General features: G+C 62.7%; 7 protein-coding genes. 3 read left to right on the top strand and 4 right to left on the bottom strand.

Annotated features, from left to right (window positions below; all coding sequences use genetic code 11):
- Window positions 1-149: 149 nt before the first annotated feature.
- Window positions 150-1,826, bottom strand: a complete 1,677-nt coding sequence (locus tag BLW71_RS01095) for a methyl-accepting chemotaxis protein (protein ID WP_091792662.1) — start codon at window positions 1,824-1,826, stop codon at window positions 150-152.
- 488 nt (window positions 1,827-2,314) lie between these two features.
- Here BLW71_RS01095 and BLW71_RS01090 point away from each other — a divergent pair, with 488 nt between their 5' ends.
- Window positions 2,315-3,577 carry an MFS transporter gene (locus BLW71_RS01090; protein WP_091792661.1) on the top strand — a complete coding sequence of 421 codons (1,263 nt, stop codon included), beginning with the start codon at window positions 2,315-2,317 and terminating at the stop codon, window positions 3,575-3,577.
- Between the two features lie 107 nt (window positions 3,578-3,684).
- Complete coding sequence (locus BLW71_RS01085) at window positions 3,685-5,757, top strand: propionate--CoA ligase (protein WP_091792660.1); 2,073 nt, start codon at window positions 3,685-3,687, stop codon at window positions 5,755-5,757.
- A gap of 81 nt (window positions 5,758-5,838) precedes the next feature.
- Here BLW71_RS01085 and BLW71_RS01080 read toward each other — a convergent pair whose 3' ends face one another.
- The 3 genes from BLW71_RS01080 to BLW71_RS01070 all read right to left on the bottom strand — a co-directional run bounded on the left by BLW71_RS01080 (window position 5,839) and on the right by BLW71_RS01070 (window position 13,158).
- On the bottom strand, window positions 5,839-6,654 hold the full coding sequence (locus BLW71_RS01080; protein WP_091800213.1) for a 5'-methylthioadenosine/adenosylhomocysteine nucleosidase: 816 nt from the start codon (window positions 6,652-6,654) through the stop codon (window positions 5,839-5,841).
- Between the two features lie 110 nt (window positions 6,655-6,764).
- The gene (locus tag BLW71_RS01075) at window positions 6,765-9,116 is read right to left on the bottom strand and encodes a UvrD-helicase domain-containing protein (protein WP_091792659.1); all 2,352 of its coding nucleotides are present in this window, start codon (window positions 9,114-9,116) and stop codon (window positions 6,765-6,767) included.
- Between the two features lie 169 nt (window positions 9,117-9,285).
- Window positions 9,286-13,158: a DNA-binding protein gene (locus BLW71_RS01070; RefSeq protein ID WP_091792658.1), complete on the bottom strand. Its 3,873-nt coding sequence runs from the start codon at window positions 13,156-13,158 to the stop codon at window positions 9,286-9,288.
- A gap of 340 nt (window positions 13,159-13,498) precedes the next feature.
- Here BLW71_RS01070 and BLW71_RS01065 point away from each other — a divergent pair, with 340 nt between their 5' ends.
- A complete protein-coding gene (locus tag BLW71_RS01065; protein WP_091792657.1) occupies window positions 13,499-16,378 on the top strand; it encodes a valine--tRNA ligase in 2,880 nt (959 codons plus the stop codon).

The following is a 16,378-nucleotide window of genomic DNA, read 5'->3' as shown; positions in this document are numbered from 1 at the left end:
TGCGTGCTTTTGGGTATGTTTCGGGAATGTCGTGGTTGGTTAGCGAGCGCTTCACCAACCCACGCGGGTAAATCCACCAGCCGCCTCGCACGCAAAAATGCGGATGGGTTCCAGGTCGCGATCCTCTACGAGGATCGCTTCACCCGCGCTCACAACCTGAACTTACCCACCATCACCTTCAGCCCGCGTGCCTGATCATCCAGCGACCTGGCAGCCGCGGTAGCCTGCTCCACCAACGCCGCATTCTGCTGCGTCCCGGCATCCATCTGCGTGACCGCGAGGTTGATCTCCTCGATCCCTGCGCTCTGCTCGGACGAAGCCGCCGAGATTTCACCCATGATGTCGGTCACACGCTTCACCGCCTTGACGACCTCGTCCATGGTCTGCCCGGCGTCCTGGGCAAGCGTCGAGCCATTGCTCACCCGCTCGACCGACGTACTGATCAAACCTTTGATCTCCTTGGCGGCCGCCGCACTACGTTGAGCCAGATTACGCACTTCCGCGGCGACCACGGAAAATCCGCGCCCTTCCTCACCGGCACGCGCTGCCTCGACGGCCGCGTTCAACGCAAGAATATTGGTCTGAAAGGCGATCCCCTCGATCACGCCGATGATGTCGCCGATACTGCGCGCGCTATCGTTGATCTCGTTCATCGTCGCAACCACGCGGCTCACCACCTCGCCGCCCTTCTCCGCGATCTCCGACGCGTTGTTGGCGAGCGTGCTCGCCTGCTTCGCATTGTCGGCATTCTGGCGCACCGTCGAAGTCAATTGCTCCATGCTGGTCGCCGTGCGTTCGAGCGCCATCGCCTGTTGCTCGGTGCGCTGCGACAGATCCAGGTTGCCCATCGAAATCTCGCCCGATGCCGTCGCGATCGCGTCCGCGCTCGAGGCAATGTCGGCGACCGTTGTCGCGAGGCCGCTTTGCATGTCGTTGAGCGCGAAGAGCATGCTCGACTTGTCCTTGCGGCCCAGCGCGATATCGACGGACAGATCGCCCGCCGCGATCCGGCTGGCGATTTCCTTCGCGTACGCCGGCTCGCCGCCGAGCTGACCGGCAAGGCGTCGCACCACCCACTCGCTGATACCGAACGCGAGCACGATCAGGCCGAGCGTCGCCAACGCGATCATCACGAACGACGAATGGTAGATAAACCCCGATGCCTCGATGGTCGCCTTCGCTGCGGTACCGCGCTGCGCGACGAGTTCATCGACGAGTTTTTCGAGCTTGCCGGTTTCGACCAGCAGCGACACGTCCTGCGTGCCGACCTGCCAGTTCATTTGCGACAGGTCGAGCGGCTGCGCTTTCACGAGCGTCACGAAGTCGCGCAGATGGCCGCTCCACGCCGTCACGGCGGCGGCAAATTTCTTCTGCTGGTCGACCGCCTTCGCGTCGGAGGTATCGACGTACTGTTGCAGCGTGCCGAGTTGCGAAGCGAGACCGCTCAGGCCCGTTTCGATATCGGCGCCGAGATCGTCGCGCTCTTTCGCGGTGGTCGCGGTGAGCAGCATTTTCTGCGCGCGGCTCGCGCGCAGCATGTAGCCGCGTGCCTCTTCGGCCGCACGGCTGGCAACGTGCCCCTGATCGTAGATGGATTGTGCCGATGCATTCAGGCGGCTGATCTGGGTCAGCGAAAACACGCCGATCAGCAGCGTACCGATCAGCAGCACGGCAAACGCGAGGCGCAGCATCGCCTTCACCGACAAACCCTTGAGCCTGACCGCCCGCGAGCGGCTGCGCTCGCTCTGTGGCGGCGTTTTGCCAGCCGCTTCTCCCTCCGGTACGAATCCCGCGCCCGTCTGGCTACCCAGCGAAACTGCTTTCATATTCCCCGTCCCCACGTGTAGAACTGCCGGAAAGGTCGGTTCCGGCATTGCTGCTCATCTCTCCGGGTCAACGGCATAAACGTCTGCGATCTTTAGCGTCGCTCGCGAAATGCCGATCGTATGTCGCCCGGTCCTCGACGCGCCGCCTCGTAAGCCGCGCGCCCGCGATCGGTTTTATACATGGCCAAAAATCGCCGGGGCGGCATTTATCAGACGAGAGGCCGTGCGCGCGTGGTCAGGCAGACACAATTGTTTTTGCACCGCCGGGGTGCGCGCGGCGCGCGATTCCGACGCCCTCACGCTGGCCCTCATCAACATCGCATGTCCGATTCGCGACAAAACTTGTCCTTACAATTCGCTCAGGCCACATTAAACTGCGACAAATAGCTGACTTCGCAAAAACCGCGTCGAAATGCCGCAGCGCTGAAAACGATGTTTGCACCACATAGGCGGCGTCAGATCATTCTTTCTCCTCTCTCATCTAGCGTATGGAAACGAGCCTCGATAAAAGCGCCCTCGCCGGCGCACCAGCCGGCGCCGGAACCGCCACCACCACCGCTGCGCAGCCGGCCGTCAAGGTCCAACGCACGGTCTACTCCGTGCTCGGCGCAATCAGCTTTTCGCATCTGCTCAACGACATGATCCAGTCGTTGATCCTCGCGATCTACCCGATGCTGAAAGACAACTTCTCGTTGTCGTTCGGACAGATCGGCCTGATCACGCTGACTTACCAGATCACCGCGTCGCTGCTGCAACCGCTCGTCGGCATTTATACGGACAAGCATCCGAAGCCGTATTCGCTGCCCGTCGGCATGGGCTTCACGCTCGCCGGGCTACTGTTGATGTCGGTCGCGCCCAATTTCGGCGTGCTGCTGGTCGCGGCGGCGCTGGTCGGCTGCGGCTCGTCGGTGTTCCATCCGGAATCGTCGCGGGTGGCGCGCATGGCGTCGGGTGGCCGTCACGGACTTGCGCAGTCGCTGTTCCAGGTGGGCGGCAACGCGGGTTCGTCGCTCGGGCCGCTACTCGCCGCGTTGATCGTGATTCCGCACGGCCAGCGCAGCATTGCGTGGTTTTCGGTGGCGGCGCTCGTCGCGATCGTCGTGCTGACACAGATCGGTCGCTGGTACAAGCAGCATCCGTCGGTGAAGAAAGCGCGCGGCGCGGCCGGTCATGCCACGCTCTCGCGCAACAAGGTCATGTTCGCAATGGGCGTGCTGATTCTGCTGGTGTTCTCGAAGTACTTCTATCTCGCCAGCATCAACAGCTACTTCACCTTCTATCTGATCGACAAATTCCATCTGCCTGTGCAGGCCGCGCAGGTCCACCTGTTCGTGTTCCTTGCGGCAGTGGCGGCGGGCACGGTGATCGGTGGACCGGTCGGCGACCGGATCGGCCGCAAGTATGTGATCTGGGTCTCGATTCTCGGCGTGGCGCCGTTCACGCTGCTGCTGCCCTACGCCAATCTGTTCTGGACCGGCGTGCTGACGGTAATCATCGGCGTGGTGCTGGCTTCAGCGTTCTCGGCGATCCTCGTGTATGCGCAGGAGTTGATCCCCGGCAAGGTGGGCATGGTGGCGGGCCTGTTTTTCGGCTTCGCGTTCGGCATGGGCGGGATCGGCGCGGCCGTCCTCGGGCAACTGGCCGATGCCACCAGCATCACGTATGTCTACAAGGTCTGCTCGTTCCTGCCGTTGATCGGCGTGCTGACGGTGTTTCTGCCGGATGTGGAAGGCAAGCGCGCGAAGGCATGAAGACAGTCCGACCTCGGGTCTGATGAGAAAAGGCGCTTCGGCGCCTTTTTCTTTGTCTTTATCCTGGCGTGAACTCAGGTGCTGCGACGTATTAGTGACGCGGCCCCTTGCCACGCCCGACAGCGCACCGCATCGCTCATGGTGAACCCGCGTTGTCCGCCGAGCCACCCCTGCTCTATGCTTGTGCGGATACCCGCCTTGTCCTCGCGCAGCGCAGCGCCGCACGGCGACGCGCGCCGAATGCATTCACTCACGCAGCAGAAGGATCGCCGCAGATGACCAGCTACCGCGACTTCCACCGCCGTTCGATCGAGCATCCCGAAGCATTCTGGCGCGAAGAAGCGCGGCGCATCCATTGGCAGACGCCGTTCGACACGGTGCTCGACCGGTCGAATCCGCCGTTCGCGCGCTGGTTCGTCGGCGGTCGTACGAATCTGTGTCATAACGCGGTGGACCGGCATCTGGTCGAGCGCGCGCAGCAGAACGCGCTGGTCTATGTCTCGACGGAAACCGGCATCGAGCGACGCTACACCTACGCCGAGTTGTACGCCGAGATTAACCGGATGGCCGCCGTCATGCGCTCGCTCGGCGTCAAGCGCGGCGACGTGGTCCTGCTCTATCTGCCGATGATCCCCGAGGCGCTGTTCGCGATGCTCGCCTGCGCGCGGCTGGGCGCGATTCATTCGGTGGTGTTCGGCGGCTTCGCGGCGCCCAACCTCGCGGCCCGCATCGACGACGCGAAGCCCGTGCTGATCGTCACCGCCGACGCGGGCGCGCGCGGCGGCAAGGTGATCGACTACACGCCGCTGATGGACGAAGCGCTCGCACGCGCGAACCACAAGACGCCGCGCGTCTTGCTGATCGACCGGCAGCTAGCGCCCGAGCGCCTGAACGCCAGCTACCTGGTCGCCTACGAGCCTCTGCGCGAAAAGTTCTTCGATGCCCACGTGCCGTGCGAGTGGCTCGAATCGAATGAGCCTTCCTATGTGCTGTACACGTCGGGCACGACCGGCAAGCCGAAGGGCGTGCAACGCGACGTCGGCGGCTATGCGGTCGCGCTAGCGGCGTCGATGGAGCATATCTTCCAGGGCAAGCCGGGCGACACGATGTTCACCGCGTCGGACGTGGGCTGGGTGGTCGGCCATAGCTATATCGTCTACGCGCCGCTGATCGCGGGCCTCACCACGGTGATGTACGAAGGCACGCCGATTCGTCCGGATGGCGGCATCTGGTGGCGGCTCGTCGAGCATCACAAGATCAATCTGATGTTCACCGCGCCGACCGCCTTGCGGGTGCTGAAAAAGCAGGACCCGGCGTTCCTGAAGAAGGCCGATCTGTCGAGCCTGTGCACGTTGTTCCTCGCCGGCGAACCGCTCGACGAACCGACCGCCGCATGGATCTCGGACGCGCTCGGCAAGCCGGTGATCGATAACTACTGGCAGACCGAGACCGGCTGGCCGATGCTCGCCATTCCGCGAGGTGTCGAAGCGCTGCCCACCAAGCTCGGCTCGCCGGGCGTGCCGTCGGCGGGTTTCAATCTGACCTTGCGCAACGAGTTGACCGGCGAGCCTTGCCCGCCCGGCGAAAAGGGCGTGCTCACGCTGGCCTATCCGCTGCCGCCGGGCTGCATGTCGACGGTGTGGGGCGACGACCGGCGCTTCGTCAGCACGTATTGGTCGAGTGTTCCGAACCAGCAGGTTTATTCAACGTTCGACTGGGGCGTGCAGGACGAAGACGGTTACGTGACGATCCTCGGCCGCACCGACGACGTGATCAACGTCGCCGGCCATCGGCTCGGCACGCGTGAGATCGAGGAGGCGTTGTCGAGCCACGCGGCCGTCGCGGAAGTCGCGGTGGTCGGCGTGACGGACGCGTTAAAAGGCCAGGCGGCGATGGCCTTCGTGGTGCTGCGCGACGCGCAGGCTTACGCGGACGCCAGGAAGCGCAGCAAGCTGGAAACCGAGCTGATGGCGACGGTGGACCGCCAGCTCGGCGCAATTGCGCGGCCGACGCGGGTCGTGGTGGTGTCGATGCTGCCGAAGACGCGTTCCGGCAAGCTGCTGCGCCGCGCGATTGCGGCACTCGCCGAAGGCCGCGAGCCAGGCGACTTGCCGACCATTGAAGATCCGTCCGCATTGCAGCAGGTGCGCGAAGCACTGGACGACACCGGGGTTAAATAGCCGGGAACGTGCGCGGTGGGCGCGGTGGGTCGATGCCCGCCGTCGCGGTCGGCAGCGCCAATACGCGTTCGACGCCGATCATCAGCCCTCTGAAATCCGCGCCTGTAGAAACCGCGTCAGAATCGCGTTCGAATATGTCCCGGCGATCTCCGTGAGAAACGACACGAAAGACGCCGGCGCATGATCGTCGGCGGTATCCGAGATCGTGCGGACCACCGCGCACGGCACGCCGTATTCGTGACAGACCTGCGCGATTGCCGCGCCTTCCATCTCCACGGCGAGCGCGTTCGGCAGCGCCTCGCGCAAAGCCCGAACGCCCGCTGCGCTCGCCACGAACTGATCGCCGCTGATGATCAAACCGCGATGCACGCGCGGCTCACGCGTACCGAACCGCGCCGCCGAGGCCGCGCCCTCTTCCGCGACGAAGCATTCGCAGGCCGCGGCGAGTTGCGCGGCGAGCGCCGCGTCGGCGCTGAAATGCGAGACGCCCAGCAACGGCACTTCGAAACGCGGAAACAACGGCGACGCGTCGAGATCGTGCTGAAGCAGCGTGTCGGCGACGACGATATCGCCCACCCGCACCTCGGCCCCGACGCCGCCGGCCACGCCGGTGAACACGATGGCTTCGACGTCGAACGCATGGATCAGGGCGCTGACCGTGGCCGCCGCCGCAACCTTGCCGACGCGCGCCAGCGTGACCACGCATGGCGCACCGTGCACGGTGCCTAAGTGATAGTCGCGCTGACCGTGCGTGATGGTGCGCACGCCGGCCTCGGCGCGCATTGCTTCGAGCAGATCGCCGAGTTCTTGCGGCAAAGCCGCCAGAATCCCGAGCGGCCGATGCGAAACCGAAGCGCCACCGAGGCTCGGGTCGATCGCGGACGTGCGCGCGGCCATCGTGCCCGCGTCAGCCGCTCCCGCGCCGGTCACTCTTGTGCCGGTCGCGCCTGCGTCAGTCGCTGCTGCGCCGGCCCCGCTCATCTCCGGCGTGCCCATGCCCGCCCCGCTCATTCCACCGCCTGCAATTTGGCGACGGCGAGTGCCAGCCACTTCTCGCCGTGCCGTTTGAATTTGACCTGCGCCTTCGCGTCGGTGCCGCCGCCTTCGAGCGCGGTAATCGTGCCTTCGCCGAACTTGGTGTGGAACACCTGCTGGCCGACCCGGAAACCCGTTTCCGCCGCACGCTGTTCATTAGCGAACGCAGGCAACTGCGCGGGTGTCGACGATGCCGGTCCCGTATAACCCGGCCGCGCGAACCAGTCACGCCCATAGCCCGCGTTGTCCGAACGGCCGCCCCAGCGCGCGCCCGCCTCGACCTTCGGCGTGAGCCACTTGAGCGTTTCCTGCGGCAGTTCGTCGAAGAAGCGCGAGCGGATGTTGTAACGGGTCTGGCCGTGCAGCATGCGGCTTTGCGCGAACGACAGATACAAGCGCTCCTTCGCCCGCGTAATCGCGACGTACATCAGGCGGCGCTCTTCTTCCAGACCGTCCGATTCCATCGCGCTGTTCTCGTGCGGGAACAGCCCTTCTTCGAGACCGGTGATGAATACCGCCGTGAACTCGAGGCCCTTGGCCGCGTGCACTGTCATGAGTTGCACGGCTTCCTGGCCGGCTTGCGCCTGGTTGTCGCCCGCTTCGAGCGACGCGTGCGACAGAAAACCGGCGAGCGGCGTCATGGTGTCCGGGTTTTGCGCCGGATCGGCGATGCCGGGTGCGTCCAGCACGACGGTATTCGGGTCGTCCGTGGCAACCACCAGTTCGGGTGCGGCGGTCGCGCCGGGGCGCAGCGGAATGGAGCGCGCCGGCGTGTCCATGCCGTAGCCCTCTTCGCTGACGAACGCCGCGGCCGCGTTGACCAGTTCCTGCAAGTTTTCCAGCCGGTCCTGGCCTTCGCGTTCGTTCTGATAGAACTCCGATAGACCACTTGTGCGAACCACGTACTCGACGGTTTCCGGCAGGCTCATCTGCTGCGTTTCCGCGCGCATCTTGCCGACCAGATTGGCGAAGCCCGCGAGACTCGAACCCGCCTTGCCCGCCACATACGGAATCGCCGCGGCCATCGAGCAGTTGTACAGACGCGCCGCGTCCGCGAGCTGTTCGATCGAACGCGCGCCGATGCCGCGTGTCGGGAAATTGACGACGCGCGCGAACGCGGTGTCGTCGTTCGGATTGTCGATCAGGCGCAGATAGGCGAGCGCGTGCTTGACTTCCTGACGCTCGAAAAAGCGCAAGCCGCCGTACACGCGGTAGGCGATACCCGCGTTGACCAGCGTGTGCTCGATCGTGCGCGACTGGGCGTTGCTGCGGTACAGGATCGCGATCTCGCTGCGCGACGTGCCGGTGCTGATCAGCGCCTTGATTTCCTCGACGATCCAGCCGGCTTCCTGCGTATCGGTCGCGGATTCATACACGCGCACCGGTTCGCCGTGACCCGCGTCAGTACGCAGATTCTTGCCCAACCGCCGCGAGTTGTTGGCGATGAGCTGATTGGCGGCGTCGAGAATATGGCCGTGCGAGCGGTAGTTCTGTTCGAGCTTGATCAGGTGGCGCACGTTGAACTCGTGTTCGAAGTCGCGCATGTTGCCGACGTTCGCGCCGCGGAAGGCGTAGATCGACTGGTCGTCGTCGCCGACAGCGAAGATCGAATTGGTCTGGCCCGCCAGCAGCTTGAGCCACGCGTATTGCAGCTTGTTGGTGTCCTGGAACTCGTCGACCAGAATGTGTCGGAAGCGCGCCTGGTAGTGGGCGCGCAGCGGCGGATTGTGCGCGAGCAGTTCATGGCAGCGCAGCAGCAGTTCAGGAAAGTCGACGACGCCTTCGCGCTGGCACTGCTGGTCGTAGGCTTCGTAGAGTTCGACGAATTTGCGGTTGAAGTTGTCGGTGGCGTCGACGTCTTTCGGCCGCAGCCCTTGTTCCTTCGCGTTGTTGATGAAGTACTGGAGATTTTTCGCCGGATACTTTTCATCGTCGATATTGAGGCCCTTCATCAAACGCTTGATCGCGGAGAGCTGGTCCGCGGTATCGAGAATCTGAAAAGTGGCCGGCAGGCCCGCGTCGCGATGATGCGCGCGCAGCATGCGGTTGCACAGACCGTGGAAGGTGCCGATCCACATGCCGCGCGTGTCGATCGGCAGGAGCGCCGACAGACGCGACATCATTTCGCGGGCCGCCTTGTTGGTGAAGGTCACCGCCAGAATCGTGGCGGGCGACGCCAGCCCGTGCTGGATCAGCCACGCAATACGCGTGATGAGCACGCGGGTCTTGCCGCTGCCCGCGCCGGCGAGAATGAGCGCCGGCTCGTTAGGGAGCGTGACGGCGGCGTGTTGTTCGGGGTTTAGATTGGCTAGCAGGTCGGGCATTTTTCTGGAGGGGCGGCAGATCGTTCGACATTATATGCCCCCGGGAGGAATGGCTTTTTTGTCGTCGCGGCGCGTTTGTCCATGCCTGTTCAGGCGCGCCGCTGCGCGGCCCCGCCATGAGAAAGCGCCCGACACCTGGCAAGCGCTTTCTCATTTGATGTCGGAGTGCTCAGGGAGTCGAGTCCAATATTGTCTGAACGTCTTCCACGGGTGCGCCAATCAGATTGGCAATGAATGACGCGCTCACGCCGCTCCTTTGCGCCAGAATTCGAATCTCGGTTCGATCCGCTTCGCTGAACGCAGTCGTGGCCGGATGAGGCAGTGCTGCCGGGGAGGCGTCAATGGCTTCGTCCTGCGGCGCGAGAAGGGGCAGATCCCCCTCGTGCAAACGCTCAATCGCCGCGTAAGGTTGCTTGAGTTGCGCAGCCACGTCCTCGAGACTATCGCCTTCATTCATTGCACGAACTGCCTCGATTTCCTGCTCCGGCGAGAGTGGAGGAATCCATTCGTAATGGTAGATGGCACCCGGCGACATGGCAGAGGACGTGCCCGGTTGAGGCGACCGCGAGGGCGCTATGAAGCCACCCGCATATTCCTGCTCGACGAGCGCGATCGTGCTCTCGGGCAAGGCGGTTGCCTGGGCGAAATCGCCGGTCGTCAGGCTGTAGTTCACGTTGCTGAGTATTCGCGCGATATCGTCGAGTTGCTCGGACGTGACAGAGTGCATGCTTTGCGTCTGGAATTCCTTCACAAGACTGCGTGCCTTCCATGGGGAGATGCCGAGTTTTCTGGCAACCTCCTCTTTGTCATAACCCTTTTCGAACATGTCCATTGCCGCATCCCGGTCTTTCGACGTGAAATGTAGGTCGTGTGTACTCTCGGGTCCGCCGTGCGTCAGGCGCCTCACATATTCCGGATGCATGTCCAGGGAGTCAGCCACCTCTTCAGGAGATTTGCCTTTGGCTAGAAGTTCGCTCGCCAGCGAATCCCTTGCCATCCGGTGCTCATTGGCCACCCCCCGTACCGTTTCAAGTGGAAGATTCAGGTCCCGGGCAACTACTCTGGACGTTTTGCCCTCGTCCAGTTGCTGGATCGCCGCTGTGCGGTTTTCCGGCGTCGTATCCCACCACGACCTTTTGTAGGTATTGGCGTTGTAATTCGCAAGAACGTCTCTGACCTTACCCTTCGACAATTTGACTGCACCGGCGATTTCTCCGGTGTTTTTCCCTTGGTCGTTCAGTGCGAATATCTGGTCGATCTGCTCGGGCGTAACGCCCTTCGGCAGCGGAGGAGCCAGGCCCGCCTGCCTGGCAATCAACGACACGTTCGATTGAGATGCACCGGTCTGCGCGACTATTTCCCGGCTCGTCATTCCCTCCTTGAGTCGCTCGATGATCTTCTCACGGTCTCCCGGTGACGTTTTCAGATTGCGCAGGGAGGCCGCGGCGGTAAGCGGGATATTCTGCTTCTTCGCAATATTGTTCACTGTAAAAAGGGAGATCCCCAATTCGCGTGCTATTTGTCTATGGGACAGCTCGCCCTTCTCTAATAGTTGAATGGCTTTCAGTCGAAGTTCCGGCGTGATTGCCCGTTGAGGAAACGCGCGTCTGGCTATTGACCTGACGCCGGCAACCGCAGCAATCCTGCTGACCGTCATTTCCGAAATTCCCAGTTGATTGGCTATCTGGACCTGTAACAACTGGCCTTCTCTCAGCAGCTTGATAACCTCTCGTCGCATTTCATCTGTGACAGGTACTTTAGGCTTGTAGACGGCCCGAACTCCGGTGATTTTCTCGCTATCCGCAAGTCTTCTCACTGTTGAATCAGATATTCCGAATCTCTTTGCTATCTGGCCGATCGATAACTCTTTTTCCTTCAACAGTCTGATGAGTTCCTGCCGGACTTCAGGGCTCATTTTTTTCCCCGGGGCTCCGCCCCTCAGTCCTACCTCACCATCAAGCTCCCATTGGTGCGATGTCTCATTCAGGCGAACGGGGTATTGCGGTTTCAAATCCGCTCCTTTGCTAAACACCCGCCAGCTTTCGGTGTCCCGGTCAAAGCGGACGTGATAGGCCGCTCCGCCCAGTTCGATATACCGGTCACCTTTGGCATCCACGAGGATCCCCCGGGTCGAGCCCGGACGGAGATCTTTCAACGAGACGCCAGGATCGGCATAGCTCGCCATTGATCCATAAGGGCTGTCCCCCACGCTCTGACGCGCAAGCAGGCTGATCGGATCCACCGCAGGACCGGCCTCGGCAACGGTCTGCTCCCGCAACGCTTTTTCCGCTGCCTGCGCGTCGCGACTCAAGGACTGTTCTGCCTGTCGACCTTCGACAATGCCTTCGCCCGCTGCCTGAATCAGACCTCTGCCTGCCGAGTCGCCTGCTTCTCCCGCCATATTGACCGCCTCGGCATCCCGCGCCGCTGCGGAAAGCGCTTTACCTGAAAGGCCGATTTCTCGGGCGATCCCCCAGCCTTCTCCTCCCAGCAAGCCCAGCAACGCCGAACCGTAATCAAGCCCCATGCGGACATTGTCCGGCAGGGTGGAAGGCTGGAGATCCGCCAGCGGCGCTAAAGGCGTCAGTCCGAGAAGCACACGCTCGACGCCTTCCAGAACTTGCCCGGCCGTCTTTTCCGCGCGCGCCGCAGGTGTGATCGAATAGTCTTTATAAGTGACGTCCTTGAGGACGGCGTTGTACCGGTCGCTGAGATCGCGCACGTAGTCGGCGCTCACCGGCGGCAGGTCGCCGAGAATATCCGTATATCGTTTGGCCGCGCCGACTGAATGCGCATTGAGTGGACCGCTGACCTGATCGTGCCAGATATCCAGCGTGCCCCGCCATTGCGGCGAGTCGTGCATGCGCTGGGTAAAGGCCAGAACGACTTTATCCTTCAACTCGTCCTGGCCGGGGTTGATCTGAAAAAGTTGACGGCCAATCAGTTCGTAGCGCCTGGCGGGATCGGTCTGCGCCTGTGCTTCCTGCAGAATGCGGTCTACTTCGCCGTTGGCCTCTTTCCAACGGGCGTTTTCCACGCGCTGGCGTTTGCCGATTTCGACCGAGATTCGCCCCTGCAGTTTGCTTTTGAGGTCGCTGGCTTCGGCGAACAGGTCCTCCCGTTCGCCGGCGTCCGCAGCCCCGAGGAATGCTTCGCGCAATGTCGCAAGGTGGCCGACACGCTCCCTGTCTTCCTTGTTCAGATAAGCCTCGCCCATGGGCGGGTTGAATTGGCCCAGAACCCGCTCGACAGGATCGTTGCGAACCCGGCTGACTCCCTCACGAACGGCGTTCTCGAGGCCAGTCAATTTCTCATTGATCGCGTAGCGTTTGTCCTGATCGGTTTCAAGCTGATAGGCCACGCCCAATGTCGCGAGAACGCCACTATAGAATTGACGTTCGCTATCCGGCAGCTCGGCCAGCATCCCTTGCAGGTGCGTTTGTCTTTCCTGGAGCTGGATCACCTGAGGCGGATAACCGGTCATTTCCTGCTGGATGCGGGCTTCGATTTTCTGCGCAATTCGGGAGTTCGCCTCGCTGCTGCGGTGAGCTTCGCCATCTAGCGTGTCGAAGTTCGTGTTGAGTGCCTTGAACTCCTCCAGACTCGCATTGGGCAGCGCGCGAGCGGTTGGCGTGGCCTGCTGCGGGTCGGCGGCCGCAGCGGGAAGCGTGCCGTGCAGGCCGTGGGGAACCCGTCCTGCCAAGGCACCGGCGTGAGCGGATACAGCCCGCGGGGACCGGCGTTGACCTAATGGCACCTCCAGCGTGTCGCCTCTTGCCTTCGCGTGGGCCGTCCGGGCGACATGCGCCAGGAGCGCCTCGCCGGATGTCTGGCGCGACAATAAAGCGGCTGACGTGGAAAACCACGGCCGAGGGGCACGGGCTTCGCTCTGCTTCGCGGCCGCCAGCGCAGCTATCGGTCGCGCGAGAGTCGGATCCGGCGGCGCATGGTCTGCCGGCTTGGGCTTTTCAGTCTCTCTGTTCTGCCTGGAAAAATCGTCCCGGACGGGAGAAGTCCAACCGCTTGCTGGGGATATCGTCATTTTTCCAGACTCCGTATGAAGGAAAGAATGACAGCAAACATGGGAGAGGCGCCGTGCTGTCGGGCCCATTGCAGCATGGCCGAAGTCCGGAGATGTCGTACCTGGGTGTATCGACCCCGATGTCGGTCTTCGCGGACGGCTCCGGCTTGCGCGGCGGCAGCTGCCATGCCGCGAATGCCCGTCCGCGACAGCCCCGAGAGGCCAGCGGCCCGAGCACGACCCGAAAAAGGCCGAAGCCGCCGACGCACACGCGAGCGGCGTCTCAAAACAGCAAAAATCCCTGGCCGCGGAGCGCCGCTTATAATCGAGCATTCTTTGCATTCACCAGCTGACCGACACAATGAGCGAGACCCCGAGCGACACCACCTCCACGCTTGCCAAGAGCTTCGAGCCCCATACCATTGAAGCCCACTGGGGCCCTGAATGGGAAAAGCGCGCCTACGCGGCGCCCTCCTTCGAGCCGAACAAAAAGGATTTCTCGATCCAGCTGCCGCCGCCGAACGTCACGGGCACCCTCCACATGGGCCACGCGTTCAACCAGACGATCATGGACGGCCTCACCCGCTACCACCGCATGCTCGGCGAAAACACCCTGTGGGTGCCGGGCACGGACCACGCGGGTATCGCCACGCAGATCGTCGTCGAACGGCAACTGGACGCGCAAGGCGTCTCGCGCCACGACCTCGGCCGCGAAAAGTTCGTCGAACGCGTGTGGGAATGGAAGCAGCAATCCGGCTCGACCATCACGAATCAGGTGCGGCGTCTGGGCGCCTCGATCGACTGGTCGCGCGAATATTTCACGATGGACGACAAAATGTCGGCCGCCGTGCGCGACGTCTTCGTCCGCCTGTATGAACAGGGCCTGATCTATCGCGGCAAGCGCCTCGTGAACTGGGACCCGGTGCTGCTCACCGCCGTCTCCGACCTCGAAGTGGTCAGCGAGGAAGAAAACGGCTCGCTCTGGCACATCCAGTACCCGCTCACGGACGGCTCGGGCCATCTGACGGTCGCCACCACGCGCCCCGAAACCATGCTCGGCGACACCGCCGTGATGGTCCACCCAGAAGACGAGCGCTACGCGCAGCTGATCGGCAAGACGGTCACGCTGCCGCTGTCGGGCCGCGAAGTGCCGATCATCGCGGATGATTATGTCGACCGCGAATTCGGCACCGGCGTCGTCAAAGTCACGCCCGCGCACGATTTCAACGACTACCAGGTCGGCCTGCGCCACAAGCTCCCGCAAATCGAAATCCTCACGCTCGACGCGAAGATCAACGACAATGCGCCGGAAAAATACCGCGGCCTCGATCGCTTCGAAGCCCGCAAGCAGGTCGTGGCCGACCTCGAAGCGCTCGGCGCGCTCGAATCGGTCAAGCCGCACAAGCTGATGGTGCCGCGCGGCGACCGCACGGGCGTCGTGATCGAGCCGATGCTGACGGACCAATGGTTCGTCGCCATGAGCAAGCCGGCGCCGGAAGGCACCTTCAATCCCGGCAAATCGATCGCGGAAACGGCGCTCGACGTGGTGCGCAGCGGCGAAATCAAATTCGTGCCGGAAAACTGGACCACCACTTACTACCAGTGGCTCGAAAACATTCAGGACTGGTGCATCTCGCGCCAGCTCTGGTGGGGCCACCAGATCCCGGCGTGGTACGGCGAAAACGGCGAAATCTTCGTGGCGAAGACCGAAGAAGACGCGCGCGCCAAGGCTGTGGCAGCCGGCTACACGGGCGCCCTCAAACGCGACGAAGACGTGCTCGACACGTGGTTCTCGTCTGCTCTGGTGCCGTTCTCGTCGCTCGGTTGGCCGAATGAAACGCAGGAACTCAAGCACTTCCTGCCGTCGTCGGTGCTGGTCACCGGCTTCGACATCATCTTTTTCTGGGTGGCGCGCATGGTCATGATGACCACGCACTTCACCGGCAAGGTGCCGTTCGACACGGTGTACGTGCACGGTCTCGTGCGCGACGCCGAAGGCCAGAAAATGTCGAAGAGCAAGGGCAATACGCTCGACCCGATCGATATCGTCGACGGTATCGACCTCGACGCGCTGGTCGCCAAGCGCACCACCGGCCTGATGAACCCGAAGCAGGCCGCATCGATCGAAAAGAAGACCCGTAAGGAATTCCCCGACGGCATCCCGGCGTTCGGCACCGACGCGCTGCGCTTCACGATGGCCTCCATGGCCACCCTCGGGCGCAACGTCAACTTCGATCTCGCGCGCTGCGAAGGCTATCGCAACTTCTGCAACAAGCTGTGGAATGCCACGCGTTTCGTGCTGATGAACTGCGAAGGCCACGATTGCGGCTTCGGCAAGCCGGAACAATGCGGTGAATGCGGCCCGGACGGGCACCTGAATTTCTCGTCGGCCGACCGCTGGATCGTCTCGCGCCTGCAACGGGTGGAAGCGGAAATCGCCAAGGGTTTCGCCGACTATCGTTTTGACAATGTGGCCAACGCCCTATACAAGTTCGTATGGGACGAATACTGTGACTGGTATCTCGAACTCGCCAAGGTTCAGATCCAGACGGGTCAACCGAACCAGCAGCGCGCAACACGCCGCACGCTGCTGCGCGTGCTCGAGACGGTGCTGCGCCTCGCGCATCCGGTGATTCCGTTTATCACCGAGGCGCTGTGGCAAAAAGTGGCGCCGTTGGCCGGACGTTACCCCGAGGGCAAAGCCGAGGGCGAAGCGTCCATCATGGTGCAGCCTTACCCCGTTGCCGAACCGTCGAAGATCGATGAAGACGCCGAGCAGTGGGCGGCCGACCTGAAAGCAGTGATCGATGCGTGCCGGAATCTGCGCGGCGAAATGAATCTGTCGCCGGCGGTGAAGGTGCCGTTGCTCGCTACCGGCAACGCGGAGCGCTTGCGCACCTTTGCTCCGTACGCACAGGCACTGGCCCGTTTGTCGGAGGTGCAAATCATTGCCGACGAGGCAACGCTGGATGCGCAGGCAGATGGCGCGCCAATTGCTATCGTAGGGAATGACAAGCTCGTGCTGAAGGTGGAAATCGATGTGGCAGTCGAGCGCGAGCGGTTGTCGAAGGAGATTGCGCGGTTGAGCACGGAAATCGTCAAGTGCAACGGCAAATTGCAGAATGAGAGTTTCGTTGCAAAGGCGCCGCCGGCAGTCGTTGAGCAGGAGCAGAAAAGACTGGCAGAATTCGAAGCCACAGTGGGCAAGCTGAAAGCCCAATTGGCGCGCTTGCCGGTCTGA

It is taken from the genome of Burkholderia sp. WP9 (assembly GCF_900104795.1).
Classification (GTDB): Bacteria; Pseudomonadota; Gammaproteobacteria; order Burkholderiales; family Burkholderiaceae; genus Paraburkholderia.
This window is presented reverse-complemented; position numbering and strand designations above follow the sequence as displayed.

What these genes read in the sequence shown, in the direction of transcription:
- BLW71_RS01095 (WP_091792662.1), bottom strand. Translation starts at nt 1,826, where the DNA reads ATGAAAGCAGTTTCGCTGGGTAGCCAGACGGGCGCGGGATTCGTACCG.
- BLW71_RS01090 (WP_091792661.1), top strand. Translation starts at nt 2,315, where the DNA reads ATGGAAACGAGCCTCGATAAAAGCGCCCTCGCCGGCGCACCAGCCGGC.
- BLW71_RS01080 (WP_091800213.1), bottom strand. Translation starts at nt 6,654, where the DNA reads ATGGCCGCGCGCACGTCCGCGATCGACCCGAGCCTCGGTGGCGCTTCG.
- BLW71_RS01075 (WP_091792659.1), bottom strand. Translation starts at nt 9,116, where the DNA reads ATGCCCGACCTGCTAGCCAATCTAAACCCCGAACAACACGCCGCCGTC.
- BLW71_RS01070 (WP_091792658.1), bottom strand. Translation starts at nt 13,158, where the DNA reads ATGACGATATCCCCAGCAAGCGGTTGGACTTCTCCCGTCCGGGACGAT.
- BLW71_RS01065 (WP_091792657.1), top strand. Translation starts at nt 13,499, where the DNA reads ATGAGCGAGACCCCGAGCGACACCACCTCCACGCTTGCCAAGAGCTTC.